This is a genomic window from Candidatus Methylobacter oryzae, from assembly GCF_003994235.2.
Classification (GTDB): domain Bacteria; phylum Pseudomonadota; class Gammaproteobacteria; order Methylococcales; family Methylomonadaceae; genus Methylobacter_A; species Methylobacter_A oryzae.
In genome coordinates, this window is record NZ_RYFG02000111.1 from 17613 (window position 1) to 44397 (window position 26785).

The 26785-nt window shown below is 52.1% G+C and carries 28 protein-coding genes; 19 read left to right on the forward strand and 9 right to left on the reverse strand.

Translation table 11 applies throughout. The annotated features are described in order from the left end of the window. The first annotated feature begins 53 nt into the window (after positions 1-53). The 8 genes from EKO24_RS16265 to EKO24_RS16300 all read left to right on the forward strand — a co-directional run bounded on the left by EKO24_RS16265 (position 54) and on the right by EKO24_RS16300 (position 6715). Positions 54-845 carry an NAD-dependent epimerase/dehydratase family protein gene (locus EKO24_RS16265; protein ID WP_127027868.1) on the forward strand — a complete coding sequence of 264 codons (792 nt, stop codon included), beginning with the start codon at positions 54-56 and terminating at the stop codon, positions 843-845. Then, the gene (locus EKO24_RS16270) at positions 842-1678 is read left to right on the forward strand and encodes a sugar phosphate isomerase/epimerase family protein (RefSeq protein ID WP_127027867.1); all 837 of its coding nucleotides are present in this window, start codon (positions 842-844) and stop codon (positions 1676-1678) included. Before EKO24_RS16265 ends, EKO24_RS16270 begins: the two co-directional genes overlap by 4 nt. Continuing rightward, the gene (locus EKO24_RS16275; protein ID WP_127027866.1) at positions 1675-2034 is read left to right on the forward strand and encodes an EamA family transporter; all 360 of its coding nucleotides are present in this window, start codon (positions 1675-1677) and stop codon (positions 2032-2034) included. Before EKO24_RS16270 ends, EKO24_RS16275 begins: the two co-directional genes overlap by 4 nt. An 18-nt stretch (positions 2035-2052) precedes the next feature. Continuing rightward, complete coding sequence (locus tag EKO24_RS16280; protein WP_127027865.1) at positions 2053-2898, forward strand: glycosyltransferase family 2 protein; 846 nt, start codon at positions 2053-2055, stop codon at positions 2896-2898. 78 nt (positions 2899-2976) lie between these two features. Further along, complete coding sequence (locus EKO24_RS16285; protein ID WP_127027864.1) at positions 2977-4332, forward strand: hypothetical protein; 1356 nt, start codon at positions 2977-2979, stop codon at positions 4330-4332. A gap of 283 nt (positions 4333-4615) precedes the next feature. Next, positions 4616-4933 carry a hypothetical protein gene (locus EKO24_RS22595; protein ID WP_206667299.1) on the forward strand — a complete coding sequence of 106 codons (318 nt, stop codon included), beginning with the start codon at positions 4616-4618 and terminating at the stop codon, positions 4931-4933. A 114-nt stretch (positions 4934-5047) separates the two neighbouring features. Beyond that, a complete protein-coding gene (locus EKO24_RS16295; RefSeq protein ID WP_161990616.1) occupies positions 5048-5401 on the forward strand; it encodes a VanZ family protein in 354 nt (117 codons plus the stop codon). 222 nt (positions 5402-5623) lie between these two features. Next, positions 5624-6715, forward strand: coding sequence for a TIGR00266 family protein (locus tag EKO24_RS16300; RefSeq protein ID WP_127027861.1), 1092 nt, complete (start codon positions 5624-5626; stop codon positions 6713-6715). A 258-nt stretch (positions 6716-6973) separates the two neighbouring features. On the opposite strand, the gene rpiA is transcribed toward EKO24_RS16300, so the two are convergent. Continuing rightward, positions 6974-7657: a ribose-5-phosphate isomerase RpiA gene (gene rpiA / locus EKO24_RS16305; protein WP_127027860.1), complete on the reverse strand. Its 684-nt coding sequence runs from the start codon at positions 7655-7657 to the stop codon at positions 6974-6976. Between the two features lie 200 nt (positions 7658-7857). Between rpiA and nifJ the strand changes: the two genes are divergently transcribed. The 3 genes from nifJ (at position 7858) to EKO24_RS16325 (ending at position 13923) form a co-directional block, all read left to right on the forward strand. After that, positions 7858-11496: a pyruvate:ferredoxin (flavodoxin) oxidoreductase gene (gene nifJ / locus EKO24_RS16310; RefSeq protein ID WP_127027859.1), complete on the forward strand. Its 3639-nt coding sequence runs from the start codon at positions 7858-7860 to the stop codon at positions 11494-11496. After that, the gene (locus EKO24_RS16315) at positions 11489-12502 is read left to right on the forward strand and encodes a dihydroorotate dehydrogenase-like protein (RefSeq protein ID WP_127027858.1); all 1014 of its coding nucleotides are present in this window, start codon (positions 11489-11491) and stop codon (positions 12500-12502) included. The genes nifJ and EKO24_RS16315 overlap by 8 nt, the downstream gene beginning before the upstream one ends. A gap of 581 nt (positions 12503-13083) precedes the next feature. After that, positions 13084-13923 carry a thermonuclease family protein gene (locus tag EKO24_RS16325; RefSeq protein ID WP_338324015.1) on the forward strand — a complete coding sequence of 280 codons (840 nt, stop codon included), beginning with the start codon at positions 13084-13086 and terminating at the stop codon, positions 13921-13923. Between the two features lie 189 nt (positions 13924-14112). Here the strand turns inward: EKO24_RS16325 and EKO24_RS16330 are convergent, their stop codons facing one another. The 8 genes from EKO24_RS16330 to EKO24_RS16365 form a co-directional block, all read right to left on the reverse strand. Next, on the reverse strand, positions 14113-15261 hold the full coding sequence (locus tag EKO24_RS16330) for a polysaccharide deacetylase family protein (protein WP_127027857.1): 1149 nt from the start codon (positions 15259-15261) through the stop codon (positions 14113-14115). Beyond that, positions 15261-16448, reverse strand: a complete 1188-nt coding sequence (locus EKO24_RS16335; RefSeq protein ID WP_127027856.1) for a tetratricopeptide repeat protein — start codon at positions 16446-16448, stop codon at positions 15261-15263. The genes EKO24_RS16330 and EKO24_RS16335 overlap by 1 nt, the downstream gene beginning before the upstream one ends. A 273-nt stretch (positions 16449-16721) precedes the next feature. Beyond that, positions 16722-17168, reverse strand: a complete 447-nt coding sequence (locus tag EKO24_RS16340; protein ID WP_127027855.1) for a hypothetical protein — start codon at positions 17166-17168, stop codon at positions 16722-16724. Positions 17169-17182: 14 nt separating this feature from the next. Next, positions 17183-17983: a hypothetical protein gene (locus EKO24_RS16345; protein ID WP_127027854.1), complete on the reverse strand. Its 801-nt coding sequence runs from the start codon at positions 17981-17983 to the stop codon at positions 17183-17185. 279 nt (positions 17984-18262) lie between these two features. After that, positions 18263-19456 (reverse strand): iron-containing alcohol dehydrogenase, encoded by a 1194-nt coding sequence (locus EKO24_RS16350; protein WP_127027853.1) that lies wholly within the window; start codon positions 19454-19456, stop codon positions 18263-18265. Positions 19457-19461: 5 nt separating this feature from the next. Then, entirely contained in the window at positions 19462-19758 is a 297-nt protein-coding gene (locus EKO24_RS16355) for an antibiotic biosynthesis monooxygenase (protein ID WP_127027852.1), read from the reverse strand. A gap of 155 nt (positions 19759-19913) precedes the next feature. Beyond that, positions 19914-20198 carry a helix-turn-helix domain-containing protein gene (locus tag EKO24_RS16360; protein WP_127027851.1) on the reverse strand — a complete coding sequence of 95 codons (285 nt, stop codon included), beginning with the start codon at positions 20196-20198 and terminating at the stop codon, positions 19914-19916. After that, positions 20195-20539 carry a type II toxin-antitoxin system RelE/ParE family toxin gene (locus tag EKO24_RS16365; protein ID WP_127027850.1) on the reverse strand — a complete coding sequence of 115 codons (345 nt, stop codon included), beginning with the start codon at positions 20537-20539 and terminating at the stop codon, positions 20195-20197. The genes EKO24_RS16360 and EKO24_RS16365 overlap by 4 nt, the downstream gene beginning before the upstream one ends. Positions 20540-20787: 248 nt before the next feature. Between EKO24_RS16365 and nifV the strand changes: the two genes are divergently transcribed. From nifV to clpX, 8 genes are all read left to right on the forward strand, one after another. Then, entirely contained in the window at positions 20788-21912 is a 1125-nt protein-coding gene (gene nifV / locus EKO24_RS16370; RefSeq protein WP_127027849.1) for a homocitrate synthase, read from the forward strand. A 12-nt stretch (positions 21913-21924) separates the two neighbouring features. Further along, positions 21925-22071, forward strand: a complete 147-nt coding sequence (locus tag EKO24_RS22655; protein ID WP_162853367.1) for a hypothetical protein — start codon at positions 21925-21927, stop codon at positions 22069-22071. Between the two features lie 193 nt (positions 22072-22264). Beyond that, positions 22265-23056, forward strand: a complete 792-nt coding sequence (gene cysE, locus EKO24_RS16375; protein ID WP_127027848.1) for a serine O-acetyltransferase — start codon at positions 22265-22267, stop codon at positions 23054-23056. Then, positions 23057-23590 carry a hypothetical protein gene (locus EKO24_RS16380; RefSeq protein WP_127027847.1) on the forward strand — a complete coding sequence of 178 codons (534 nt, stop codon included), beginning with the start codon at positions 23057-23059 and terminating at the stop codon, positions 23588-23590. Between the two features lie 231 nt (positions 23591-23821). Then, positions 23822-24139, forward strand: a complete 318-nt coding sequence (gene nifW, locus EKO24_RS16385) for a nitrogenase-stabilizing/protective protein NifW (protein WP_127027846.1) — start codon at positions 23822-23824, stop codon at positions 24137-24139. Further along, entirely contained in the window at positions 24136-24615 is a 480-nt protein-coding gene (locus tag EKO24_RS16390; RefSeq protein WP_127027845.1) for a nitrogen fixation protein NifZ, read from the forward strand. Before nifW ends, EKO24_RS16390 begins: the two co-directional genes overlap by 4 nt. A gap of 1 nt (position 24616) precedes the next feature. Further along, on the forward strand, positions 24617-25486 hold the full coding sequence (gene nifM / locus EKO24_RS16395; RefSeq protein WP_127027844.1) for a nitrogen fixation protein NifM: 870 nt from the start codon (positions 24617-24619) through the stop codon (positions 25484-25486). Next, positions 25483-26751, forward strand: coding sequence for an ATP-dependent Clp protease ATP-binding subunit ClpX (clpX, locus tag EKO24_RS16400; RefSeq protein WP_127027843.1), 1269 nt, complete (start codon positions 25483-25485; stop codon positions 26749-26751). Before nifM ends, clpX begins: the two co-directional genes overlap by 4 nt. Positions 26752-26785 lie beyond the last annotated feature (34 nt).

The window sequence follows — 26785 nt, forward strand, 5'->3', positions numbered from 1 at the left end:
ATACGTTGAATAGTTACTTTTACGGCTGTTTTTAACGATACAAGGTATAAAAAATGAATGCGCTAATTGGATTTTCAGGATATGTAGGCAGTACGCTGCTTAAACAGACCTCTTTTGAATCGCTGTTTCGCTCAACAAATATCGGCGATATTGACGGCCGGTCTTTCGATACTGTCGTTTGCGCCGGCGCTCCGGCGCAAAAGTGGCTGGCTAACCGGGAGCCGGAGGCTGACCGGAAAAAAATCGAGGACTTGATTGCCCATTTGAAAACGATCCACTGCAAAACTTTTATCCTGATCAGTACCGTCGATGTTTTCAAAAGTCCGGTAGGCGTCGATGAAGCCACGCCGATTGATGAATCCGGCTTGCACGCCTACGGCCTGCATCGCCGCCTGCTCGAAAAATTTGTCGAAAGCCATTTTCCCGGCTACCTGATTGTTCGCCTTCCGGGCCTGGTCGGTCCTGGGCTGCGCAAGAACGTTGTTTTCGATTTCCTGAATCACAACAATCTTCACGCAATCGATAGCCGGGGTTTTTTTCAGTTCTACCCGATGGTCAACCTTTGGTACGACATTCAGGCCGCGCTCGGTAAGGATTTGAAGCTGGTGCACCTGACAGCCGAGCCTATCAGCGTTGCGGATATTTCAATGCGGGGTTTTGGCAAAGCGTTCGCCCACGTTTTAACAAATAATCCGGCCGGCTACGACGTGCGAACTTGTCATGCCGATGTGTTCGGCGCGCCTGGGCATTATCAGTACAGCACCGCTGCAACAATCCAGGCAATCAGGGCTTATGCGCAATCCGAGCGGCCTACAATCGCAGCCGGCGCAGAGGTCGCGGCATGAGATTGGCTATTTCGAATATCGCCTGGGATGTGGCTGAGGATGAAGCCATAGCGGCGCTGCTCCATCGTTTTGCGGTGGACGCGATTGATGTTGCGCCGGGCAAGTATTTCCCCGAGCCGGCCGACGCAACGGACAGGGATATTGCCCGCGTCAGGAATTGGTGGGCCGAACGCGGCATCCGTATCACCGGCATGCAAGCGTTATTATTCGGCACCAGCGGTTTAAATATTTTCGGTCCTGAGGAAGTTCAGCAGGCGATGCTGCAACATCTCAACGCCGTGTGCCGCATCGGCGGAGGCTTGGGCGCCAAGCGGCTGGTGTTCGGTTCGCCGAAAAACCGGGACCGTTCCGGGCTCAGCGACGGGGAAACGATAGATAAGGCGGTCTATTTTTTCAGATGTCTTGGCGACATCGCGCAACAACATGACGTGGTCATTTGCCTGGAACCGAACCCAAGCTGTTACGGCGCCAATTTCATGACCACCAGCGCTGAGACGGCAATGGTGGTCAACCGGATTGCCCATCCGGCCGTCGGCATGCAGTTTGATACCGGCGCGCTGACTATCAATGGCGAAGATCCTGCTATCGTGCTGGGAGATCATGCGCCGCTTATCGGGCATATTCATGCCAGCGAGCCCGATTTGCTGCCTTTGGGCGATGGCGCAACCGATCACCGTAAGGTGATGGCAGCATTGACGCGGTATTTGCCCGATCGTGTGGTTTCGATTGAAATGCGGGCAACCCGCAATGAGCCGCATGAAGTCTCGATAGAGCGCGCGTTGGCGGCGGCGGTTCGGCACTATCGCAAGCAGGGCGTCGAGGACGCGGCATGAAGTGGCTTATCCTGATTCTCGGCATTACGTCCAATGCCTCGGCCAGCGTGCTGGTCAAGATGGCCATGCTGCCGCCGCGCAAGTTTCCTGCTTTAGACGATTCAATCCGGTCGGTGATTTGCAACTGGCCGTTCTGGTTGGGTTTGGGGCTTTACGGCACCGCATTTCTGCTTTATGCGGCGGCCTTGGCGCGCTTGCCGCTGAATGTCGCGCATCCGGTGCTGACTTCCGGCGCGGTCGCTGCCGTGGCCTTATGTTCCTTGCTGGTTTTTCGGGAATCTTTCCATTGGACAACCATTGCCGGCATTCTGCTGGTGGTTGCCGGCGTGGGCCTGATTACGTTTCGAGTTTCCTAACCACGGAGAAAAGAGCAGATGAATTACTTTGATATTGCCCCGGAAGTCCGGTCCACCTGGCAAGTACCCTGTTTCGATGCGCCGTTATGGCTCGGCCGGCAGCAGCCTTGGTGCGTGGTCGTTCCAGTAATCAACGAAGGCGAAAGAATCAACAACCTGCTGTCCCGGATGGCGGTTCTTAAAATCGACGCCATCGCCGACATCGTTATCGTCGACGGCGGCAGTAACGACGGCTCGCTGGCGTTGGCTTCGCTGCAACAAAAAGGCGTGCGCGGGCTGTTGGTCAAGACCGGGCCGGGCAAGTTGAGCGCCCAGCTTCGCTGCGGCTACGCTTTTGCGCTTGACCAAGGCTATGAAGGCATAGTCACGATTGACGGTAACGACAAGGACGATCCTGCCGCGATACCGGATTTTATCGAAGCGTTAACGCGGGGTGTGGATTTTGTGCAGGCTTCGCGTTTTATCGCAGGAGGAATCGCGGAGAACACGCCTAAATCAAGAGACCTGGCCATCCGTTTTATACATGCGCCGATGCTCAGTCTGTTTTCCGGCTTTAGCTGGACCGATACGACGCAAGGTTTTCGCGCTTACAGCCGGAAGATGTTGCTCGATCCGGACATTGCCTTGTTCCGCAATGTATTCATGACTTACGAATTGCTTGCCTACCTTTCTTATCGCGCGCCTAAGCTGGGTTATCGTTGTCTTGAATTGCCGACGACCCGGCAATATCCGAAAGGGGAGGTGCCGACAAAGATCAGCGGCATGAAGGGGAATTTATCGGTATTGCAGGTACTTTTTCGCGCTTGCTTCGGCCGGTACAACCCGGCGGAAACGGAATCGATCGGCAAATTGACAGCCGGTTAGAGCAGGACCCAAGAATAAAGAACGGCAAACTCCAAAATTGATTGTTATTCCTATAAATTCTTCTACCGGTACAGTTTTATGAAATATATCACTCCAATACGGATTCTTTTGAGTGCAATGGTTCTGGTTTCTCTCTGGCTCGCCGGAAGCGGCGGGCTGACGCCGAGCTGGACTCCCGATACCGACGGCTATCTCCACCCCTGGACATGGGACAGCCTTTGGGGACAACCGCGAAATCCGTTGCTCGGATTTTTGTTGGCGCCGTTCAACGATAACTACACACTTCTTCCCGCTATTGAGCTGGGAGCCTTCTTTTCCGCGATCTATTACCTGTACCGCAGGCTCGTCGAATTCGGGACATCCGAGCTCGCCGCGCTGGCGTTAACGTTGCCGCTGGTTATCTCCAATCTCGTCCTCCGTTACGGTCATGAAATTCATCCCGAGTTCCCCGCAGTGATCCTGTTAATATTTGCCATTGCAGAAATGATCGGATTTCACGATAGCGGGAAACGCAGCCTGTCGCGTTACGCACTATTCATGTTGGCTTTGGGTTTTTCTTACATTTTAAGGCCCAGTTTACTGCCGTTTATCGGGCTTATGCCGGTTCTCTTTTTGTTCTTGGGCTTTGTTCAAACACGAAGATGGAATGTCGGGACTTCGATGGTGATTTTGTTATTATCCGCCGTTCCTTTTCTGGTTGTTTCGTCAATCCGCTATCAAACGGTGAAAGACTTCAACATCGTGTCTTTTGGCGGCGTCACGATGAGTCCGATAGCCGGCTCGATCGTCAGCGAGGAGTTAATTCCACGGTTTGCGGCCGATCATAGAGAACTTGCGCGAACTATTCTGGATAAGCGCGAGGCGATGGCCCAGGCCGGCGAACTCAGCCCTATGGTGATCGATTACGAAACCGGCAAACGCAGTTTCCGCAGGACCGCGCGCAGTTATTTCGATATTCTTGCGTCTAACGCGGATGAAATACAGCATAAAATTGTCAAACAGACCCGCCAGGAAAACCGCGAGACCTGGGTTCAGTTCAATCAACGGATAATGTCCTTCTGTATCGACGTCGTGCGCAACGCCCCGGCCGATTACGCGATGTGGATTGCCGGTGCAGCCCGTTCAGCAACCGGTACGGCCATTACGCAGAATATTCCGCTGATAGTGGGAATATTCGGGTTGGTTGCGGTTTATTGTTTGCGGCTGTTGAGTCCCCGGATGCCGCCTTTGATTGCCGGGTCTTCGCTCGATATTCCAACCATTGTTTTAATCACTGCGTTGTTCACGTTCGGTTCCGGCATATTGAGTCTGCTGGTTACTTATCCGGGTAACCGTTATGTTTCGACCAGTGCGATATTTATCCCATCGCTGGTGTTTTATATTTTGTTCCAGCTATTGGCAGCCGGCTATGGCGATAAAGTTCGGCGGGATTAATGCGCTGCGTCATAAATACCAGGCTTTGTATCATCAGCAGAGGCCTAAGGATTGTCTTGTAAATGGGTAACCGGTACCGGCTTTACGTGGCTTATCCAGAGTGTTTCTGAAAATAAACAGTTACGTAACTGATGTTATGCATAGTTCTGTTTGCCGTATTGCTGGAATGTGCTTAGCTCGCGGTGCAGCGTGCTCATCGTTATTACACATCTCGATGTAGGCCGGAAATCTGTTGCTGCGTTGAGCGTTGCGCGAGTTAGACCTTCCAGGTAAGACGACTGCCATGGATGGCGGAAGTGTCGCAATCGGTCGGGAACCGATGCGACCGACTGCCATGGAGGGCAGCCGAGACTGCTCCCGGCAGTCCCCGGTATTGCCTCCATCCATGGCGGTCAGAAGTGTCGCAATCGGTCGGGAACCGATGCGATCGACTGCCAGGGAGGGCGGCCGAGACTGCTCCCGGCAGTCCTCGGCATTTCCTCCGTCCATGGAGGTCAGAAGTGCTGAAGACTCCGGGAGCGGCCCTAGTGAAAACCTGGAAGGCCTGCTTGGTATTTTCGTGCCTTTCGTGGATAACGCTTTTTATCATCGCCATGCGTAACATCAATTACGTGATGTAAGTTGTATTATTATGTGATGGCTCAGCCATTATTGTTCATAATAATCACCGTACCCTATGCCGAAACCCATTTTTGTGAGAGGCAATTGCCAACCCATGACAATAGAGCATTTTTATCGATTAAATTTCCTGGCATTTTCGCTGATTCTCGTCCTGGCCCTGTTTATAGGCGGCTCACAGCCGGAAGCTGCCGGATTGTTTGTGTCGCCGGTTGATAAATTGGTACATTTTTTGTACTTCGGCACGTTCACTTTCGCTATTGTCATGAGCAGGATGCTAGAGCCCAAATATGCGGCTGTTTTGACAGTTGTGCTGGGCGCGGCCGATGAGCTGCACCAAACTGTACTTCCGGGGCGCTCGCCCGGCATTGACGATTGGTTGGCCGATAGTTTCGGAGCCCTGATCGTGGTCTGCATTTTTTCGATGATCAGGAAGCGGCAATTGGCTTAAACTTCGCACGCGTTTACCTGTTTATAGAAGCCTAATCTGATTAAGCGGCATCAATAATGGTAGTTGCCAATGATCTTAAAGATGGAATACGGATGCGACGGATGCCACGGATTTTTACGGGGCTAGCTTGATAAGTTATCACGCTAAAGTTTTCCGGTATTTTGGAGTGCCGGCAGAGCCTGCCTCCGGCGTTGAACATTTACAGCTAATAATCACAATACTATGAATGAATGGTTCTTCTCTTTTGAAAACGTCACCAGCGGGCCTTATGCGCTGGATTATGCAAAAACGTTTGCCCGTGAACATCAGGGCGCTTACTGCTGGCGTCAAGGCTTGCCCGACTGGATTCCGGTCTATGAAGCAGTTGAAATCAGGCCGATGAAAAAAGACGGCGTGACGCCTTTTCCGCCTACGCCTCCAGCGATGATGTCGCCGAAGCCGGCCGCATTGCCTGCTTCCGCCCAAGCGGTCGCGGCGCAGCCGCCTGCTGCCCAGGCTTCGAATGGTTTTGGTGGGCACTTGGTAACCGAGGGTATTGATTTCAAAATATTCGGCCATGAAATGCAGTTTGTTGAAATCGAATTGGACCCGAATGAAAGCGCAGTCGCCGAAGCCGGAGCGATGATGTACAAAAGCGCGGACGTAAAAATGGAGACGGTTTTTGGGGATGGTTCGGATTCGCAGCAGGCCGGAATCATGGGCTTATTGTTGGGTGCCGGTAAGCGCTTGCTGACCAATGAAAGCCTGTTTATTACCGTGTTTACGCAAACCGCGCAGCGCAAAGGCAAAGTAGCCTTCGCCGCGCCTTATCCGGGCACTATCCTGGCATTGAACCTGAAAGATTACGATAGAAAACTGATTTGCCAAAAAGACAGCTTTTTGGCCGCGGCCAAAGGCGTGCAGGTGGGCATTCATTTCCAGCGCCGTGTTCTGACCGGGCTGTTCGGCGGCGAAGGTTTTGTCATGCAAAAGCTGGAAGGCGACGGCTGGGTATTCGTCCATGCCGGCGGTTGCCTGCAAAAAATAGAACTGGACTATGGTGAAACATTGCATGTCGATACCGGCTGTCTGGCCGCAATGACAGCCGGCGTCGATTTCGACATCCAACAGGCAAGCGGCATCAAGACGATGTTGTTCGGCGGCGAAGGCTTGTTTTTTGCCAGATTAACCGGCCCCGGCACAGTGTGGCTGCAAAGTCTGCCGTTTTCTCGACTGGCGGGACGGATGTTGTCAGCCGCACCGCAAGGCGGGGGCAGGCAGCAGGATGAAGGTTCGATTCTGGGCGGTTTGGGTAATTTGCTTGGCGGAGATTGATTGGGCTGTAGTGCAAACCTGGGGAAGTTATTGTCCACGAAAAACACGAAAGGCACGAACATAGTTAAACCCCATCGTTCCCAGGCTCTTGTGCCTATCGTCATAGACAGTTGTCCGCAGGCAGTCGTCATGACAACCGTCCTTGATCTAAGGTTAGGCAAGAAGCCTGACATTAAACAGACCTTCCAGGTTTTTTAAACCTGGAAGGTCTAACCGGATATTTTTTCGTGCTTTTCGTGTTTTTTGTGGACAGCGCAGTTAAAGGCTCGCCTGCCGCTCTTCTACTTCACCGTTAACGCCGATTAAAACCGTCGTCGCCAATCCGTAAAAAATACCATGCTCAACGATGCCGGGAATGCCGTTTAAAGTTTCGTTCAGCGTTTTTGCATCGATATGCGCGCCGAAGTTCATATCCAAGATCAAATTGCCGGCAGAGCTTATAATGAAACCGTTTTTACTGGCATTTTGCCGTAGATCGCCGTGCCCTCCGTTCGCTTCCAGCAGTTTTTTAACCAGTTGCCACGCAAACGGCATCACTTCAATCGGAATCGGAAAACGCTGGCCAATACGCTGAACCAGCTTGTTGGATTCAATCAATACCAAAAAACGGTCGCAAGCGGTTGCCAATAATTTTTCGCGGACCAGGTCCGCGCCTTGGCCTTTCAGCAAAGTTAATTCCGGCGATACTTCATCGGCGCCATCGACATACAGATCGACATGGCTAACTTGTTCGAAACCCATTATCGGGAGGCCTAATTGTTGTGCTTTACTCGCGCTGACAATCGAGCTTGAGACCGTGCTGACTTTAAGGCACTGTTCGCGGCTACGATGCGCCAGTTCCTCAATAAAATAGTTCGCAGTCGAACCGGTGCCCAGTCCAACCAGCATCCCGTCGGCTACTTGGTCGGCGGCATGTTTGGCAATCAGTTGTTTATCGTTCATGGCTTACACCTCAATTGAATTAGTTGGGACGAGCATACAACGTTCTTGCAAAATTAATATCCGCCAGAGCACAGATCGGCAGCGCTCGGGCTTGCTTTCAATCATCATATTCTGTACTGTCAATTATGCCTAACTTCCGAGCCTTAAAATTATTATAAAAGAAGAGGGCAGGTACAACTTTTATTCCATGAGGGGTTCTAATGCAAAATCAGCAGACACTTACAATCGATGGAAACCAGGCCGCCGCGACGGTGGCCCATAAGCTCAACGAAGTCATTGCCATTTATCCGATAACGCCGTCGTCGAACATGGGCGAATGGGCCGACGAATGGTCGTCGCGCGGGCAAACCAATTTATGGGGCACGGTGCCGCAAGTGACCGAAATGCAAAGCGAGGCCGGAGCCGCCGGCGCAATCCACGGCGCGTTGCAGGCCGGATCGCTGGCGACGACGTTCACCGCGTCCCAGGGGTTGCTGCTGATGCTGCCCAATATGTACAAAATCGCCGGCGAACTGTCGCCCGCCGTGTTCCATATCGCCGCTCGCTCGCTGGCTTGCCAGGGCCTGTCGATTTTCGGCGACCACAGCGACGTGATGTCGGCGCGGATGACGGGTTTTGGCATGCTCTGCTCCAACTCGCCTCAGGAAGTCATGGATTTTGCACTGATCGCCCATGCCGCGTCTCTGGAAAGCCGCGTGCCGCTGATGCACTTTTTCGACGGTTTCAGGACTTCGCACGAAGTCGCTAAAATCGTCGCGTTGGACGACGACATCATGCGCGCGATGATCAATGACGAATGGATCGCCGCGCACCGCAGCCGCGCATTGACGTCGGACAATCCGGTATTGCGCGGCACGGCGCAGAACCCCGACGTTTATTTCCAGGCTCGGGAGACGGTCAACGCTTATTACGACGCAATGCCGGGTATCGTCCAGCGCGCGATGGACCGGTTCGCGAAGCTGACCGGACGCTCATACCGTTTATTCGAATACGTAGGCGAACCCAATGCCGAACGCGTCGTTGTAATGATGGGCTCGGGCGCCGAAGCCGCCGCCGAAACGCTGGATTACCTGAACCGCCAAGGCGAGCCGGTCGGCTTGCTGAAAGTGCGCCTGTTCCGGCCGTTCGATGCCGCCAGCCTGATTGCCGCGCTGCCGGCGAGCTGCAAGAAAATCGCGGTGCTGGATAGGACCAAGGAGCCCGGCGCCGACGGCGAACCATTATACAAAGACGTACTCAGCGCGCTGGCCCAGGATTTTTCCGGCGATGCGCCGAAGTTTGCGCAATTGCCGAAAGTCGTCGGCGGCCGCTACGGCTTGTCGTCCAAGGAATTCACGCCGGGCATGATCAAAGCCGTGTTCGACGAACTGAAGCAGGCGCAGCCGAAAAACCATTTCACCATCGGCATCAACGACGACGTCACCCACACCAGCCTGGCTTGGGATACGTCCTACCGCACCGACGCCCATGCCGACACCTTCCAGGCCATGTTCTACGGCCTGGGCAGCGACGGCACCGTCAGCGCGAACAAAAACACGATTAAAATCATCGGCGAAGCGACCGATTGGCACGCCCAAGGTTACTTTGTTTACGACTCGAAAAAATCCGGCGCGGTGACCGTATCGCACCTGCGCTTCGGGCCGAAACCGATCCGTTCCAGCTACCTGATCGGCGAGAACGACGCCAAGTTCATCGGCTGCCATCAGGCGATTTTCCTGGAACGCTACGACATGCTCGATAATGCGGCCGACAACGCGGTGTTTTTGTTGAACTCGCCGGAACCAGCCGACAAAGTTTGGGATTCGTTGCCGGCGAAAATGCAGCGGCAAATGATCGAAAAGAAAATCCGCTTTTACGTCATCGACGGCTACGCGGTCGCCGAAAAAACCGGCATGGGCAAGCGCATCAACACGATCATGCAGACCTGTTTTTTCGCGATTTCCGGCGTGTTGCCGCAAGAAAAGGCGATTGCCGACATCAAGCACGCAGTCGAAAAAACCTACGGCAAAAAAGGCCAGCGCATCGTCGAGCTGAATTTCAAGGCCATTGACGAAACCTTGGCCAGCCTGCATGAAGTGCAATTGCCGGCGGCGGTCAGCAGCAGCTTCGATATTCAATCCCGCATCGGCGACAGCGCACCCGACTTTATCAAACGCGTCACCGGCGAAATCATCGCCGGCCGCGGCGATGCGTTGCCGGTCAGCGCGATGCCGATCGACGGCACGTTCCCGACCGGCACCGCGGCATACGAAAAACGCAACCTGGCGCTGGAAATCCCGGTTTGGGAAACCGATTTGTGCACGCAATGCGGCAAATGCGCGATGGTCTGCCCGCACGCGGTGATCCGCAGCAAAATTTACCCGAACGAGATGCTCGACAATGCGCCGCCGACATTCAAGCACGCGGCGATGCTGGGCAAGGATTTCCCGCCCGGTTTGTCGATCACCTACCAAGTCGCGCCGGAAGATTGCACCGGCTGTACCTTGTGCGTCGATATTTGCCCGATCCGCGACAAAGCCAACGCCAGCCGCAAAGCGATCAACATGCAGCCGCAACCGCCGCTGCGCGAAGTCGAAAGCAAAAACTGGGATTTCTTCCTGTCGATTCCGGAATACGACCGCAAGCTGTTAAAAACCAACACCATCAAAGGCTCGATGGTATTGCAGCCGCTGTTCGAATTTTCCGGCGCCTGCGTCGGTTGCGGCGAAACGGCGTATATCAAACTGGCGTCGCAATTGTTCGGCGACCGCATGATCGTCGCCAACGCGACCGGTTGCTCCTCGATTTACGGCGGCAACCTGCCGACGACGCCGTGGACTAAAAACTCGGAAGGCCGCGGACCGGCGTGGAGCAACTCGCTGTTTGAGGACAACGCCGAATTCGGTTTAGGCATGCGGATTTCGTTGGATAAACAAACCGAATACGCCAAGGAACTGCTGGCTGCGTTGCGCGAGCAAATCGGCGGCGAGCTGGCCGATGCGATTTTGAGCGCAGACCAGTCCGATGAAGCCGGCATTTACGAGCAGCGCGAGCGCGTCGCCGCATTGAAGCAACGCTTGCAAACCGTAGACGGGCCGCAAGCCCAAAACCTGTTGCAACTGGCCGACAACTTGTGCAAGAAAAGCGTCTGGATCATCGGCGGCGACGGCTGGGCTTACGACATCGGCTACGGCGGCCTGGACCACGTTTTGGCTAGCGGCCGCAACGTCAACATCCTGGTGCTGGACACCGAAGTTTACTCGAACACCGGCGGGCAAACGTCCAAATCGACGCCGCTGGGCGCGGTCGCCAAATTCTCGGCCGGCGGCAAGGCCACGGCGAAAAAAGACCTGGCGTTGCTGGCGATGGATTACAACAACGTCTACGTCGCCCACGTCGCTTACGCCGGCAAAGACACGCAAACCTTGAACGCGTTCCTGGAAGCCGAAGCGCACGACGGCCCGGCTATCATCATCGCTTACGCGCCTTGCATCGCGCACGGCGTCGATATGTCGAACAACCACCGCCAGCAAAACCTGGCCGTCAAAAGCGGGCATTGGCCGTTGTTCCGGTTCGACCCGAGCAAGATCAAGGACGGCAAGAACCCGATGCACCTGGATTCGCCGGAACCGTCGATCCCGTACCGCGATTTCGTCAAAACCGAAACCCGCTTCAACATGCTGTGGCAAACCCATCCGGACGATGCCGAGCGCTTCCTGGAGCAAGCGCAGCAAGATGTGCAAAACCGCTACCGCTATTACAAACAACTGTCTGAACTGGACTGGAGCGAATCGACCAGCGTTTCAGCGGTAAAAGCTCAACTCAAAAGCGAAACTGCCAAGGAGACCGACAATGGTTGATTTAACGACTGATTACATAGGCTTGAAACTGGCTAACCCGTTGGTGCCGTCGGCGTCGCCGTTGAGCAAGGACTTGGACACGGCGCGCAAACTGGAAGACGCCGGCGCGTCGGCGCTGGTGATGTATTCGCTGTTCGAGGAAAAAATCGAAGCCGAAACGCAGCAAATGGACCGGTTTTTTTATAACCAAGCCATAGGACACAATGAATCGGATTCGTTCCATCCGGTGCCGGGCAATTTCCAGACTTACCAGGAGCAATACCTGGAGCATTTGCAGCAACTGAAATCGGCGTTGGCGATTCCGGTCATCGCCAGCTTGAACGGAACGTCGCTGAGCGGCTGGGTCGAATACGGCAAGCAATTGCAACAGGCCGGCGCCGACGCGCTGGAATTGAATATTTACCATCTGGCCGCGAACGCCGACGAAAGTGGCGAGGATGTCGAGAACCGCTACCTGGACATCTTGCAGGAGTTGAAAGAGCAGGTCAGCGTGCCGATTGTGATGAAACTGTCGTCGCAGTTCAGTTCGCCGATTCATTTCGCCAAGCGCTTGGAAGCGGCCGGCGCCGACGGCATCGCGCTGTTCAACCGTTTCTACCAGCCAGACATCGACCTGGAAACGCTGGAAGTCGTGCCGAAACTGGAACTGTCGCCGTCGGCCGAAGCGTTAATGCGAATACGCTGGACCGCGTTGTTGTACGGCCGCACCAACTTGTCGCTGGCCGTCACCGGCGGCTTCCACCAAACGCCGGATGTCATCAAAGCGCTGCTGGCCGGCGCCGACGTCGTGCAATTGTGCAGCGTCTTGCTGAAACACGGCACCGGCCGTTTGGGCGAGATATTGGCCGAGTTGCAACAATGGCTGGCCGAGCACGAATACGAGTCGGTCGACCAGCTCAAAGGCAGCGTCAGCCAGCAACATGCAATCGATCCTTGCGCGTATGAAAGGGCTAATTATGTGCAGGTGTTGGATAGTTATTCTTCGCCGGCTGGGGTTTTAAGATAGGTTTTGCTAAGGTGCGTTTGCTAGTTCCCAAGGTAGCGAGAACTGGTGTTGCCTACATGGATGTAGGCAAGGAGCGTGAGCAGGAGCGGAAGTTTTTCCGGCACTCCGATTGCCGGAAATACCCTCCCTTGTTGTCGCCGGGCGGACTTACTTGTGCCCTGTGGGTATTCCGGCCTACATTCGAGCCATTCCAGCATTCATACCAAATGATGATCTTGAACGTACTTGTGTATAACAACGAGAGCTCCAGCTTCCCGTATCGGGAAGCTGAGCTTCGTTAACCAGTGTGGGCTTTGTTGCTGTTTCGTTGTTGCCGTTAGCGCGCCTGAAGATCATCGCTTATATCAAGAGCGAATTGTTGATCGTGTTGGGTTATTCGTCGTAGGAATCGGTATTGCTGGGCATCATGGTCAAGCTGTAAGAGTTGAGCTGCATCAAGCCTGCCGCTGATCCTGGGTATAAAACGTTTCATGTTCGAAGCCCGCATTGACTAATTTAATCGGCAACGGCGCCTCTACGGTGGTCGTGGCCAAATGGGAAAACAAGTTGGATATGCAAGAGCTCGATGCGGAGTTGAATTGATGAAAATCAGGATATTATGGATTTTGCTGTTAAGCCTGTCCGGCTGGGCTCATGCCGAGATTTACCAATGGCAGGACGCGGACGGCCGCAAGCATTTTTCCGACCGGCCTGTTGCCGATGCAAAAGTCATCGACGAGAAAATACTCGACATCAAGCCGGCGGGCCATGAGTTTTTCCGGGTCAAGACGGTTTACGACGGCGATACCGTGGTGCTGGAGGATGGCCGCAGAATTCGGCTGCTGGGCATCAACACGCCCGAGATCCGGCACAGGGACAAACCGGCCGATGCCGGCGGCTACGAAGCCAAACGCTGGCTGGTAGACAAGCTGCAAGATACCAAAGTCCGGTTGGAGGCCGGTGCCGAAAAAACCGACGATTACGGCAGGATGTTGGCGCACCTGTTCACCGAAAACAAAGAGCATATTAACTTGCAACTGGTGGCCGCGGGATTGGCGTCGGTCAGTATTTTTCCTCCGAACCTGCTGTACGAGTCCGAACTGGTGCAGGCGCAGGAGAAGGCTGAGCGGGCAAAGCTCGGCATTTGGGGGCGGCCGGAATATGCGACTATGCCGGCCGCCGGCCTGACCGAAGCTGGGCATCCGGGCTGGACCCGGCTGGTCGGCAAGGTGGTCGATATTCGCAACACCGGCAAGTCGGTGTACCTGAAATTCTCCGATATGTTCGACGCGCGTATCCAGAGCCAGTGGCTGGATTTGTTTCCGGACGTCAACGATTATCTGGGGAAAAACGTGGAAGTACGCGGCTGGTTGAACAAAAACAAAGGGCATTGGACGATGCTGATCCGGCATCCTAGCTCGATCAAACGTTTGAGCGAGTGAGAAGTTTTTAATTCTCCATCGCGGAGCTTAGACAACTAGGGGGGCTAGGCAGGATGCCGATGAGCATAATGAAGCGCATCAATCGCCAACGATGCGCTTCGTATCTTAGAATATCTTACGATCCTTCGGTGCCCCTTAAAACTGTTAAACCATTTAACCGACAGTTAGGCGGCGAGACGGTATTCACCGTCACATCGGCTGATCGCAATCACGCCACATAACCGCATTACCCAGCTCCGAAAACAAAACCGGCAACGCGGTTTTGGCTTTAGGATGAACATCATGGAACAACAGCACGCCATGCCGTTTTATCAGCATTAAAGTAATCATGCGGTCGATAATCTCATCGCCTGTGACTTGCTTGTTCCAATCTTGCGAATCCAGGTTCCACAAGGCGACCTGTAAACCTTGCTGCTGAAAAAACGGACCGCTATCGGCTTTTCGCTGTCCATAAGGCGGGCGGAAAAAGGGCAGGTAACTACCGGTATTTTCGCTGCCGCGCTTCGGTAACACGCTTGCCAGCAGGCTTTGCGTCCGTGTAATCGAATCTTGCCAATCGGCCCATTTCGCATGGGACTGATGCTCCCATCCGTGTGAAGCGACGCATTGGCCTTTATACAGTTCGGCCAGTGTCTTCGCATCGGTAGCGGTCAAACGTTTTTGCAGATTTTCTCCCAATATAAAAAACACCGCGCTTTTGCGATTAGCCGCCAGCATCTGCAATACCTCATCGCTGTCTCCGTGCGCCTTGGTTGGGCCATCGTCAAAAGTCAGCAAGAATTGCCGGTCGGCAAAGTCATCGCCGTTCCATTCCCGATCATTAAAATTGTCGATTTCACTGCTCACGGTCGGAAACAAAGCCGCCAAGCGCAACTGTTCGGCAATATAAGCTCGGCTGAATTGCTGCAAATTGTCGTGCCATTGGATCATCGTTGCAGGGATGCTTGCGCCGAAATTTCCGGCATGTTTAAGCAAATCGGCGGTTGACGCCGGATGACCAACGCAGGTCCAATCGCCGGCCCCGCAATTTTTCGCGGCCGACTGGTAATTGCGTAAAGACAAGGCCAGCTCTTTGTTCAGCCATTTGTTGGCTGAGGTGCGGTTGACGGTTTTGATTTTAAAAGCCGCTTTCATGTCCGCATCCGACAGCTTTTGCATAGCCTGCAAACTTTGCGCGTAGACAAGTATCGCCGCGCGCGAAGCCTTATCGAAGCCGGCGGTTGTATTGACAGGTTCCTGCCAAAGCTGTCTATTTACCTTGGCGATGGTTGCGGGACCGGCGGCATGGCCGGCAAACGATAATAGCCAGCCAATAGCCAACAGGCAGATAGTCCGCATTATTTGGCTCCCTGTTTTTTCACGCGCGCGATTGCTTTGTCGTATACGGGATTGCTTTTTTCGGTTTTGGCATATTGATATTCGCGCAATGCGTCATCCCATTGCTTCGCGTCCTCGTATATCCTGCCGTTGTTGAAGTGGGTGCCGGCGCGCACGGTCGCCGCGGTCGGGCCAGATGCCAGCGCAATCGCTTTACGGTTGGCCCATAATGCTTCGGAAACGTTATTCGCTTTTTGGAATGCCAAGCCTAAGTTGCTGTAGGCTTGACCATAGCTGCCGTCCAGTTCGATAGCCGCTTTATAGTTGCGAATGGCTTCGTCGTAGTTTTTCGCGTGATAGGCTTGTTCGCCTTTCGTATTCAAGTCTTTAGCCTTTGCTTTGGCGTCGGCGCTGTAATCGACCGTTGCTACGCTGGTGTTATTGGCTACGCCCTGGAACTCTTCGGTTTGCAGGCGTTTTTCGCTGGTTACGCCTTTAATGGTATTAAAATCTTGAATATCTCCGGCTTCCGTCACTGCAAAAACCACCCATAAATTGCCCGCTTGGTTTTGCGGCACATAGTAGGTCTTAATTAAGGTTTGACCGACGTAAACAAAAACCTTGGCCTGACTGGCCGATAAGACATTGGAGTTTGGGTTGCTTCGGTCGGAATAATTATGCACCGCGTAGATATAACGTTCGCCGTCGTGTTTGCGTTCAATCGTGATGGTTTCAGGACCGAAGCTGCTTGTGTCGTCGACGTCCAGCATTGCATCCGTGCCTTTCATGTGTTCGAAGTAAACATGATTGTTCGGATACACCACGTGCGAATCCAGGTCGTTGGGATTTTCTCCCCAGTTCAGCACGACGCGCATGCCGTCAAGATTTCTCATCACAGGGCTGATTGCATAGGTCATGCCCGCGCATGGGCATTTTACGACCAGGTCGGAAAAATTCTCTTTTTTAACAATTAACAACGCTCCGCTATCGTCGCCGATATTGCTGTTGATAACGGCTTGGCCTTGGGCGTTCGTATGCGCGGTAACGGATTGCTCGCCGTTTTTTTGCAAAATCACCGTAGCGTTGTCGATTTTTTGATCCTTGATAGTCGCGCTAAGAATCTGCACATTAACCGCCGAATCGGCTTGTACGGTCATAGCGTAAGACAACAAAGCCGATGTGGTTAGCGTGAATAAATGTTTTTTCATTACCTGGACTCCTGAATTGACTAATGTGCAGTGATTAAATAAACCGGCAATGGCGCGAAAATTTTGAACGCTTGAGTTTTTGACCGGTAGGGCGTTCAACACGGCTTAAAACCGGTTTAATTCTGTGTGGATGATAACGTGTAGGACGTGAACGGTCTAGTATGCCGGGTGTGCTGGGCGTAGCAAATTCGGAATAAAGGGATGTGGAATTGATGACGGAATTTGTCGATTAGAAGGCCCCCAGGGCTATTGCCCCCGATTGAGCATTACGTTTTATGTGTTTGTGTTTGATTTTGCTATTTTAATAAGCCCGCCTACTGTTTTTTTAAAGTGTTCGCTTGCAAAAATTGACCTCAAAGTTTCTTTAAAGTCATTTTCATCATTACATAATTGGGTATAGCAATTATCGAAATCCGCTTCTAGTCCTAGTTCTTCGCCGATTGTTTCTTCTAAGTTTACTACGACAGGATAGATTGTTACGTCATAGCCAAATTCGAAAACTTTGAATGAATATCCTTTTAAGTAATCGCTCGATAAAACAACTTGAAACTGAAAGTTGGTATTTAAATAGGATCGTGCCCGTTGACTATAATCTAATCTTATTATGCTAAGTTGGGCTAGCTGAAATGTAGCATTTGAGAATCCGCTAATTGTTTCTAGTAAGAATTTATCAGGGAAGTTCACGTTCGGCTCATCAAAACCATCTATAAATAAATTCATAATTTGTCCTATTGTTAAAATTCTATTTCACACATTAACGGCAAATGATCAGATAACTTGGGCACCTGATTAATATTTAAGTAATTATAATTTTTTGTTTTTTTTACTAATTTTAAAGATTCAAATTTAAATCTATCTATCAATGTAGGCCTGATAATTACCTGGTCCAAGAAATGCCAAGAAACTACATCTTCACCTGTTCTAATGTATTTGTGAGTTCCAGGTCTTTCTTTATGAGAAGAATAAAGGGTCCACATAGGATTATAAAATAACCTATTTTCTTCTCCATCGCACACTATTGATTCACGCTGGCTACAGCTAATACCATTTGTGGCAGCCATTCCTGTAAAAGAAATCATCGGCATTTCAAACGGGTCAACATTAAAGTCCCCAATCACTAGAGTGTCACTTATACCATTTGAATTTTCTTCATCTAATATTTGATTGCGAAGTAATTCTGATATTCTTCTTAATTGGTTAAGTGTGTGATGCAATTTTGACGGAAAATGAACAAAGCAGACTATTAATTCATTATGTTGACCGCTAATTTTTATTAAAGAATAATGTGTATTTTGATTTAGTAACGTAATATTTTCTACTTGTCCCATAATCACTATTTTAATCTTTTCACACCCTGGGTTGGGGTATAAATAACATGCAATATTATATTGTTTTATTAGAAGTTTTATTGTTTCTTCTATTATTTCATCAGATGATTCTGCGAAGGCATATATTTGACAATTTGATTCACTAATCAATTCAGCAATTTCATTTATTAATGACTTCTTTTGTATATTCCAAAAAAGAAACTTCATATCTTAACTTTTAGTATGTAAATTGAATGAATGACATAACTGATTAACGAGAAACTCGTCTTTGTTCTTTATGCTATGTAAATTATTAACTTATTTATTAACAGTAATCAGTAAAATTTATGAGAGCTGCTTAATATATTATTATCTAGGTCTATCTATATTACTAGCTGATGATTTCAGTGGGAAAATTATTAGTGTATAGGATGCGCCGAGGCACGAAGCGCATCAATCGAAAAGATGCGCTTCACCTTGTTCAGCATATCCTATGATAGCTCTAACTCAACCCCTCCGCTCCAAAATCTCCCTAATCTCCTGATCCGTCAACACAATCGGATTAGTCAACATACTGCTGCCGCGACTATTAGCCACAATCATCTGAAAATCATCCGCGCTAATGCCGTAACCATTCAATCTTGGCAATTGCAGCCGTTCGCTCCATTCGGCCAGCAGCGCGATTAACGACGAACGGGCCGTGGCATCGTCAAGTTCATCCCGGCCCATCAGCAATCTCCCGACTTGCGCGTATTTAGCCAATGCCGGATTTTGCGGCTCGCGTTGCTGCATTGCGTTGATATTGACCTCGGTCGCAACGGATACCAGCGTTCCGCAAACGACGCCGTGCGGAATCGGGAAAAACGCACCCAGCGGCGAGGCCAGGCCGTGTACCGAACCCAGGCCGACCTGGGCCAGCGTGATACCGGACAATAGCGCCGCATAAGCCATCGCCGCGCGGCCGTGGCTGGCTTCGGGTTCCTTGCCTTCCCAGGCGGCGAAAAAGCCTTCCTTGACTGCGGTCATGCCGCTCCAGGCCAGCGCGTCGATGAACGGGTTGGCTTTTAGCGACACGTAGGATTCCAGCAATTGCGTGAACGCATCCATGCCGTCCGCCGCGACCAGTTCGCGCGGGCAGGTTGCCAATAAATCCGGGTCGATGATCGCGTATTCGGGAATCAGGCATTCGTCGCGGAACGATTTTTTGAAGCCGTCCGGGCCTTGCACGCTCAGTACCGCGTTTTTGGTCGCTTCGCTGCCGGTTCCGGCGGTGGTCGGCACGGCGATGAACGGCGTGCTGGGACCGCGATACGGGACGTTGTTGCCGACGCCTTCAAGATGATCCATGACCGAATTGCCGTGCGGCAACAGTCCGGCTATCGCTTTCGCGGCATCGAGCACGCTGCCGCCGCCGATTGCGATGACGACGTCGATGTTGTCTTTGCGAAACCGGCTGACGGCTTCGTCGACCAGCGTCGGCGACGGTTCGCCGGAAACGGTGAAATGCAGCCAGTTGATGCCTTTGCTTTCCAGCGCTTCGATGAACGATTGCCAGCGCGGCGTCGTGCAGAACGATTGCTTGCCGGTGACCAGCAGGGCAGTGCGGCCGTAGCTTGCGGCCAGCGCCGGGACTTCGTTGAGGCGTCCGCTGCCGTAGCTGATGCGCGGTAAACGTGAGATCGAGAATGATGAAAATTGCATAGCGATTATCCTTGCGGGAACAGGCCGTTGTAACGGACGCCTTGGCGCGGCTCGGCCATCCACGGGGCGACGGTGTCGCGCCAGGTCAGGTAATGGGCGGTTTCCTTATGGACCGCGGCGGCTTCGGCGGAAACATAGGCTTCATATAAGATGAACTGGGCCGGATTGTCGGGCGATTGCAGTATGTCGAAGCGGCGGTTGCCGGGTTCCTGGATCGAAGCTTCATGGTTGAGTTGGGTTGCGGCGATGAAATCGTCGATATGGGCGGGATCTACGTGAACATGGACTAAGGTAACGTGCATGGCGGTGCCTTTAAAAAGTTGTGGATATGGGCGGGCATTATACTTTACGTCGCGCGGTTTTCGGTTTGGGATTCGGATGTGTCGGGTTGCGCTTGAAAAACCGTTTCAGACGTTGAAACGCGTTTTTCAATAACGGAACCGATGTTGAATTTCCACTATCCCAAAGCCCGCAGCACAGCTTGCGGTTCTTTCGCCACGACATGCAGCAACGCCAATGCTGGGCCGTGAGGTTTGCGGTCGCCGCGTTCCCAATGGCGAAGCGTGCCGATACTGATGCAAAATTTAGCGGCAAAATCGGCTTGCGTCAGCCCCAAGTTATGGCGCAATTGCGCCACGTCAATTTCTTCCGGGCGATGCGTTTTCGCGGCAATGTCTTTGCCTTCGTTAAGGGCGATTGCCTCGTTTAAACCTTGGGCAATGCTTGTAAATGCGTTAGTCATGTTTTCCTCTCCAATGCGCTATGTACGAGTAGTTTAACCAGCTTGGCAAGTTCGTTACGCTCTGATTTTGTGACGTTTGATTTTTCGTTTTTTCCGAAAACGGTCAGTAAATACAGTGGAATGCGCGGATCATGGTAATAGTAAATAATCCGGACGCCTCCGCTTTTTCCTTTCCCTCCGCTCGCCCAACGGAGTTTACGGATGCCGCCGGTACCTTCCATGATGTCGCCGTTTAGCGGATAAGCAGCCAAATAATCGATGACGGCCTTGCGTTCTGACTCGGAGAGCAGTTCGTTGGCGCGGCGGATGTATTCGGGCAACTCTGTAATTGTGGTCAGCATGACTGTCAGTGTAAGCCAATGGCTTATAGCGGACAAGGCCTATTACTTGGCTTTTTATAATCACGCTACTTTGTCGGCTTTACGACAATTTGCTGTTCCAGCGTTGCATTGTCTTGTCGGCATTGCTCCAAACTAGGCCCGCACCCCGCAATTTTCGCCGCATAAGTAATTGGCAAGCATATTGCTTAATCATGACTAAAGGCATTAGGTCCTATTTTTAAACGTTTGCCAATAGTTTGAGATGAGCCATGACAACACCGAGCCGCACTATCATCATCGACGACACCACGCTCCGCGACGGTGAGCAGTCGGCCGGTGTTGCTTTTTCGCTGGACGAAAAGCTGGCGATTGCAACGCAGTTGGCGGGATTGGGCGTGCCGGAACTGGAAATCGGCATTCCGGCAATGGGGGCGATGGAACGGGACGAGATCAAGGCGATTGCGGCTTTAGGTCTATCCTCGAAGCTGTTGGTCTGGTCGAGAATGCGCCGCGATGATTTACACGCTTGCCTGGGCTTGAACGTGCATAAAGTCGATTTGTCGATTTCGGCTTCGGACCAGCATATTCAGCACAAGCTTAAACAAAGCCGGCAATGGGTTTTAAACACGATAAACAGTTGTGTCTGGGAAGCGCGAAACTTGGGAATGGAAGTTTGCGTCGGCATGGAAGACGCCTCGCGGGCCGATGTTGATTTTCTGGTCCAAATGGCCGAAGCCGCGCAACTGGCTGGAGCAAGCCGGATTCGTTTCGCCGATACGGTCGGCATTATGGAACCGTTCGGCGTGTTCGAGACGATCAAAAAACTAAGGGCGGCGACCGACCTGGAAATTGAAATGCATGCCCATGACGATTTGGGTTTGGCTACGGCGAATACATTGGCAGCGGCGTTGGCAGGCGCGACTCATGTCAATACCACCGTCAACGGCTTGGGCGAACGAGCCGGCAATGCGGCATTGGAAGAGGTGGTGGTCGGTTTAAAGCAACTCTACGGCATTGAAACGGGTATCAATCTGCAAAATTTCCCGGCCCTTTCCGAGCAGGTTGCCAGTGCATCGGGCGATGCAATCGGCAGCCGGAAAAGCCTGATCGGCAAAAGCGTGTTCAGCCATGAAGCGGGCATTCATGTCGATGGCTTGTTAAAAGACCCGAACAATTATCAAGGCGTAGATCCGGCGATTGTCGGGCGCAGCCATCAATTGGTGCTCGGCAAGCATTCGGGTACTCAGGGCGTGATTCACGCTTATAAGCAAATAGGCATCGCGGTCAGCCGAATTCAGGCGCAAGCCTTATTAACCCAGGTTAGGCGCTTTGTCAGCGATACGAAAAGGTCGCCGAGAGCCGAAGAGCTTAATCTTTTTCATCAAAATCTTTAGAGGGCGATCATCATGAACGAACATAAAGAACTGCCGTCAAGCGAACCGGAAGTAAAAGAGTTTTTGGAAATACCGGATCAGGACGATCGTTATCCCGGTTCTTTTTTCAGGATACCCGGTACGCCAAAGTTAGGTAAGACGAGTTGGAGTTTGAATTAGTTGTTTTTTGTTATCTCTTGTTCCCACGCGCTGCGCCGTGAGTTAAGTGCAACATACAGTACAAACACGGGACGCAGCGCGTCCGGTAACGCATTCCCACGCAGCGCGTGGGAACGAGAGTGAATCGCAGTGACTTGCCGTCTGTGAATGAGGACATTAAAAATCGCCTCCGTACTCAATCAGGAGTTTAGAAATGGTTATGGCCCTATCGGATAATATGAAAACTAAAGCGCAAGCACCGCTCGGTTTTTTTGCCCAATGGCATGAAGACGTTCACTGCGTCTTTGGCCGCGACCCCGCAGCGCATAGCGTTTGGGAAATATTGCTGACTTATTCGGGCGTTCATGCGGTGTTGATGCACCGGATTTGCCATCGTTTATGGAAAGCAAAGTGGAAATTGACGGCCAGGATTTTGGCCGCATTCACCAAAATGTTTACCAGCGTTGAAATTCATCCCGGCGCGACGATAGGCAGACGCTTGTTTATCGACCATGCGTTAGGCGTGGTCATCGGCGAGACAGCGGAAATCGGCAACGACGTCACTTTATATCACGGCGTAACGCTGGGCGGCACGACCTGGAACAAGGAAAAACGCCATCCGACCCTGGGCAATAATGTGCTGGTCGGTTCAGGGGCCAAGATTCTTGGCGCAATCACGTTAGGCAACAATGTCCGCGTCGGCGCCAATTCAGTGGTTATAAAAGACGTTCCGCCTTGTTGTACGGTGGTCGGCATTCCCGGACGCGTGATCCAAAGCAAAGGCGCGCAAATCCAAAACCGGCACGGCATCGACCTGGATCATCATTTGATTCCCGATCCGGTCGGCAAGGCGATTGCCTGCTTGATCGAGCGTATCGATGAGCTGGAAGCCAAGCAAGCGGAGTCATCCAAAGTGGCAGTCGAAGAAAATTGCGGCCATTGCGAAGCGGAAAGCGTTTGTATTCCCAAAAAAGACAGCCCGGTAAAACTGGCGGCGAGGTTATAGATGGATCTGTTGGATTTTGAAGCGCAGGGCTTGTATTTCGAGCAACCCGACGTTGCCGGCGTTGAGGAATTAATCGCAACGGCGTCGGAAAATTATGCCGATGGCGATGCCGAATTGTCTTTATTGCAAGCTTATTTTCTGGCCCCCGAGTCGTTGAATGTATTGATCGCATTGAACCGTTTTTATTATTACCAGCACCGGCTGGAAGACGCTTTAGCCGCGACGACCAAAGCCCTGGTCGTGGTCGGATCGAGCATCGCTTTTCCTGAAAATTGGCGGGACCTGCAAATCGGCCATATTACCGAAGCTCCGGCCGATTTACTGACCAAGGTCAGGATGTATTTGTTTACGCTGAAGGCTATCGGTTTTTTAAACATGCGCTTGGAGAACCTGGATTTGAGCCAGGCTATTTTTGAAAAGCTGGTCGAACTTGACAGTAAGGACAGGATCGGCGCTCAGGGCTTATTGGAATTGGTGATCAAGCGCAAAGCGGATACGGAGTTAACAAGCACGGTTATTGGCATTGATGAATAAAACGGATGCAGGTTGGGTAAGCGCAGCATGACCCAATATTTTTTGAACCACGATTGTTTGAGTTGTGCTGCGCCGGCTCAAGAACTAACTGGAGCAAGATCATGTTGAAAAAAGAGTTTACCGATTCATTGATGACCATCATGCCTTTAGTGATGTTTGTGCTTTTAGCGCTGTACCTGTTATTTCAGGATACCACTTCAGTCGGCCCCCTTTAATTACCGGAGAAATCCCATGAGTTTTGAAGAAGAAATGGAAGAGTTGGAATCGGCGGAAGACTTTCTACAGTATTTTCAACTGCAATATGTACCCAGCGTAGTACACGTGAACCGCTTGCATATTTTGCAGCGCTTCCACGATTATCTACAAAAAGCCGCTGACGGCATGCCGGAAGACGAAGAGCCGAAAAAGGCCGTTTACAGCAAACTGTTGCAACGGGCTTACCAGGATTTTGTTGAATCCGATGCGCAAACCGAAAAAGTATTTAAAGTGTTTTCAATGGCCGAGGCATCGCAAACCGCGTTTGTTTCTTTAAGCGATATAAAAACATGAGGCCCGAGCGCTTCGACGAAGGCCGGTTTGAGTACGGCGAATCGGTACGGGTAACCAGAAACGTCCGTAACGACGGCACTTATCCGGGCTTGGATGTCGGCACGCTGTTGGTTCGGCGGGGCAGCGTCGGCAACGTCATTGAAGTCGGCACTTTTCTGCAAGACCAGGTTATTTTTACCGTGCATTTTCTGTCCCAGGGGCGCATGGTGGGCTGCCGTCTGGAGGAGCTTATAGGCGCCGACGAACCCTGGAACCCGAGCCGCTTTGAATTCAGGGACAAGGTTGTTTGCACGATCGATTTAGGCATTCAGGGTAACGTGCTGTTTGCAAAAGGCACCGAAGGCGAAGTCTTTAAAGTTATCAGGGACAACGAATTGATCCAGTACCACGTCGCTTTTCAGGGCAAGGTCCTGCAAGTGCCCGAGACGGCGCTTGCCCCGGCACACCCCGAGTCATTTAACGAACCCGAGTTTTGATATGACGGCAATTGAAAAACCTATCCAGCTGGAAACTTACAATTTACTAAGGGCGGCTTTAAGCTTATTCAAAAAATCGCCGAATGAATTGGCCGAAGCCGAGTTGCAGCAAGCGCAAACTCAAGCTTTAAACGAGTTCAAGATTGAGAGCCGGGTATTGAATACGCCTGAAGCGGCGTCCGTGATTATTACCGACCGGGAATTGCAGCAGGCTTATCAGGAAATTCGCGGCCGTTACGACAGCGAGGAGGCTTTTGTCGGCGATCTGGAAAAAAACCGGCTCGACAAGGACAGCCTACAGGCGGCGCTGCATCGTCAATGCAAGGTCAATACCGTACTGGAGCTGGTCGCCAGCCGTGCGCCGGCAGTCAGCGACGCCGACATCGGCATTTATTACCACATGCATCCCGATCAATTTCACCGGCCGGAACGGCGTGAAGCCTGCCATATCTTCATCAGCGTCAACGCTGATTACGCTGAAAATACTCCCGAGGCCGCATTAATACGCGCCCAAGCAATCGCCGAAAAGTTGCGCAAGAAACCGCACAAATTTGCCGATTTGGCCTTGAAGCATTCGGAATGTCCGACCGCTTTACAAGGCGGGGTGCTGGGTGTAGTGTCGAAAGGAACGCTTTATCCCGAACTGGATGAAGTGTTGTTTACTTTAAAAGCGGGTGAGGTCAGCGATGCGGTCAAATCGGAAATCGGTTTTCATGTGCTGTTATGCAAGAGCATACAAAAGCCCGAAACCCTATCCCTGGCGAAAGCTACGCCCAAAATACGCCAATTTATGAACGACCGCGCCCGGCGAGCTTGTCAACGCGCCTGGATCGCCGGTTTAGCCACACCTGAATCCGAGGAAAGCCAATGAGCGATAAAGAAACCAAACACTGTTCTTTTTGCGGTATAGAGCAATCCGCTTCGGTACCGTTGATTGCCGGTAGCGAGGGTTATATTTGCGGGGCTTGCGTGTCGTTGGCCCATCAGGTCGTCAGCAATTGGAGCCGGAAAAAAGAGCTTGCCGAAATGCAGGGCACCTTGCCTATTCCGGCAAAAATCAAGGAACATCTCGATCAATACATCATCGGCCAGCATCTTGCCAAGGAGATATTGGCGGTTGCGGTTTACAACCATTACAAGCGTCTCAGGCACGAAAGCGGCGATGCCGGCTTGGGCGAGTTCGACAAGGATGTGGAAATCGGTAAATCGAATATCTTGCTGATCGGCCCGTCCGGTACCGGAAAGACCTTGTTGGCCAGCACCTTGGCGAAAATTGTCGGCGTACCGTTTGTGGTTGCCGATGCGACCACGCTGACGCAGGCCGGCTATGTCGGCGACGACGTCGAAAATATCCTGGTTCGCCTGCTGGATGTCGCGGAAGGCAATATGACGAATGCGGAATGGGGCATCGTTTATCTGGACGAAATCGATAAAATCGCCCGCAGTCCGGAACAGCAGACCGGAACTCGCGATGTATCAGGCGAAGGCGTGCAACAGGCTTTGCTGAGGTTAGTCGAAGGTTCGCACGTTAAAGTGCCGGCCAAGGGCCGCAACAAGGACGGCGACGTAACGATGGATACGCGCAACATCCTGTTTATTGCCGGCGGTTCGTTTCCGGGGCTGGAAAAACATGTCGAAAAACGCTTGGTGCCGACCAATTCCGCTATCGGCTTTCATGCCGAAGTCAGCAATACCGCTGAGAAACCGGCTCTGGAAGATATGCTGAATGCGACGCAGCCGAGCGATTTACGTAAGTTCGGTTTAATCCCGGAGTTTATCGGCCGTTTTCCGGTACTGGCGCCGTTGGAACCGTTGGATGTGGACTCGTTGATCAAGGTGCTGACCGAACCTAAGAACGCGTTGGTGCGTCAATATCAGCAACTGTTTGCTTACGAAGGCGTGGAGCTGAAATTCGAGCATGAAGCCCTGGTTGAAATCGCCCAAAAAGCTATAGAGCGCGAAACCGGTGCGCGCGGATTACGCAGCATCATGGAGCAGATATTGCGCAAAACTATGTTCGACATTCCATCCGTCGATGACGTTGAGCAATGCATTGTCGATGCCGATGCGGTTAAAGGTGAAGGCGAGATCAGGTTGATAAAAAAGGCTGAAAAACTCAGGCAACAGGCTGGGTAGTGTGTGAGCATTTATAAACAATGGAACACGGATT

Bases quoted from the DNA above. Each gene is read 5' to 3' on its own strand.
- EKO24_RS16265 (WP_127027868.1), top strand. From the start codon at position 54: ATGAATGCGCTAATTGGATTTTCAGGATATGTAGGCAGTACGCTGCTT.
- EKO24_RS16270 (WP_127027867.1), top strand. From the start codon at position 842: ATGAGATTGGCTATTTCGAATATCGCCTGGGATGTGGCTGAGGATGAA.
- EKO24_RS16275 (WP_127027866.1), top strand. From the start codon at position 1,675: ATGAAGTGGCTTATCCTGATTCTCGGCATTACGTCCAATGCCTCGGCC.
- EKO24_RS16280 (WP_127027865.1), top strand. From the start codon at position 2,053: ATGAATTACTTTGATATTGCCCCGGAAGTCCGGTCCACCTGGCAAGTA.
- EKO24_RS16285 (WP_127027864.1), top strand. From the start codon at position 2,977: ATGAAATATATCACTCCAATACGGATTCTTTTGAGTGCAATGGTTCTG.
- EKO24_RS22595 (WP_206667299.1), top strand. From the start codon at position 4,616: ATGGATGGCGGAAGTGTCGCAATCGGTCGGGAACCGATGCGACCGACT.
- EKO24_RS16295 (WP_161990616.1), top strand. From the start codon at position 5,048: ATGACAATAGAGCATTTTTATCGATTAAATTTCCTGGCATTTTCGCTG.
- EKO24_RS16300 (WP_127027861.1), top strand. From the start codon at position 5,624: ATGAATGAATGGTTCTTCTCTTTTGAAAACGTCACCAGCGGGCCTTAT.
- rpiA (WP_127027860.1), bottom strand. From the start codon at position 7,657: ATGAACGATAAACAACTGATTGCCAAACATGCCGCCGACCAAGTAGCC.
- nifJ (WP_127027859.1), top strand. From the start codon at position 7,858: ATGCAAAATCAGCAGACACTTACAATCGATGGAAACCAGGCCGCCGCG.
- EKO24_RS16315 (WP_127027858.1), top strand. From the start codon at position 11,489: ATGGTTGATTTAACGACTGATTACATAGGCTTGAAACTGGCTAACCCG.
- EKO24_RS16325 (WP_338324015.1), top strand. From the start codon at position 13,084: ATGAAAATCAGGATATTATGGATTTTGCTGTTAAGCCTGTCCGGCTGG.
- EKO24_RS16330 (WP_127027857.1), bottom strand. From the start codon at position 15,261: ATGCGGACTATCTGCCTGTTGGCTATTGGCTGGCTATTATCGTTTGCC.
- EKO24_RS16335 (WP_127027856.1), bottom strand. From the start codon at position 16,448: ATGAAAAAACATTTATTCACGCTAACCACATCGGCTTTGTTGTCTTAC.
- EKO24_RS16340 (WP_127027855.1), bottom strand. From the start codon at position 17,168: ATGAATTTATTTATAGATGGTTTTGATGAGCCGAACGTGAACTTCCCT.
- EKO24_RS16345 (WP_127027854.1), bottom strand. From the start codon at position 17,983: ATGAAGTTTCTTTTTTGGAATATACAAAAGAAGTCATTAATAAATGAA.
- EKO24_RS16350 (WP_127027853.1), bottom strand. From the start codon at position 19,456: ATGCAATTTTCATCATTCTCGATCTCACGTTTACCGCGCATCAGCTAC.
- EKO24_RS16355 (WP_127027852.1), bottom strand. From the start codon at position 19,758: ATGCACGTTACCTTAGTCCATGTTCACGTAGATCCCGCCCATATCGAC.
- EKO24_RS16360 (WP_127027851.1), bottom strand. From the start codon at position 20,198: ATGACTAACGCATTTACAAGCATTGCCCAAGGTTTAAACGAGGCAATC.
- EKO24_RS16365 (WP_127027850.1), bottom strand. From the start codon at position 20,539: ATGCTGACCACAATTACAGAGTTGCCCGAATACATCCGCCGCGCCAAC.
- nifV (WP_127027849.1), top strand. From the start codon at position 20,788: ATGACAACACCGAGCCGCACTATCATCATCGACGACACCACGCTCCGC.
- EKO24_RS22655 (WP_162853367.1), top strand. From the start codon at position 21,925: ATGAACGAACATAAAGAACTGCCGTCAAGCGAACCGGAAGTAAAAGAG.
- cysE (WP_127027848.1), top strand. From the start codon at position 22,265: ATGGTTATGGCCCTATCGGATAATATGAAAACTAAAGCGCAAGCACCG.
- EKO24_RS16380 (WP_127027847.1), top strand. From the start codon at position 23,057: ATGGATCTGTTGGATTTTGAAGCGCAGGGCTTGTATTTCGAGCAACCC.
- nifW (WP_127027846.1), top strand. From the start codon at position 23,822: ATGAGTTTTGAAGAAGAAATGGAAGAGTTGGAATCGGCGGAAGACTTT.
- EKO24_RS16390 (WP_127027845.1), top strand. From the start codon at position 24,136: ATGAGGCCCGAGCGCTTCGACGAAGGCCGGTTTGAGTACGGCGAATCG.
- nifM (WP_127027844.1), top strand. From the start codon at position 24,617: ATGACGGCAATTGAAAAACCTATCCAGCTGGAAACTTACAATTTACTA.
- clpX (WP_127027843.1), top strand. From the start codon at position 25,483: ATGAGCGATAAAGAAACCAAACACTGTTCTTTTTGCGGTATAGAGCAA.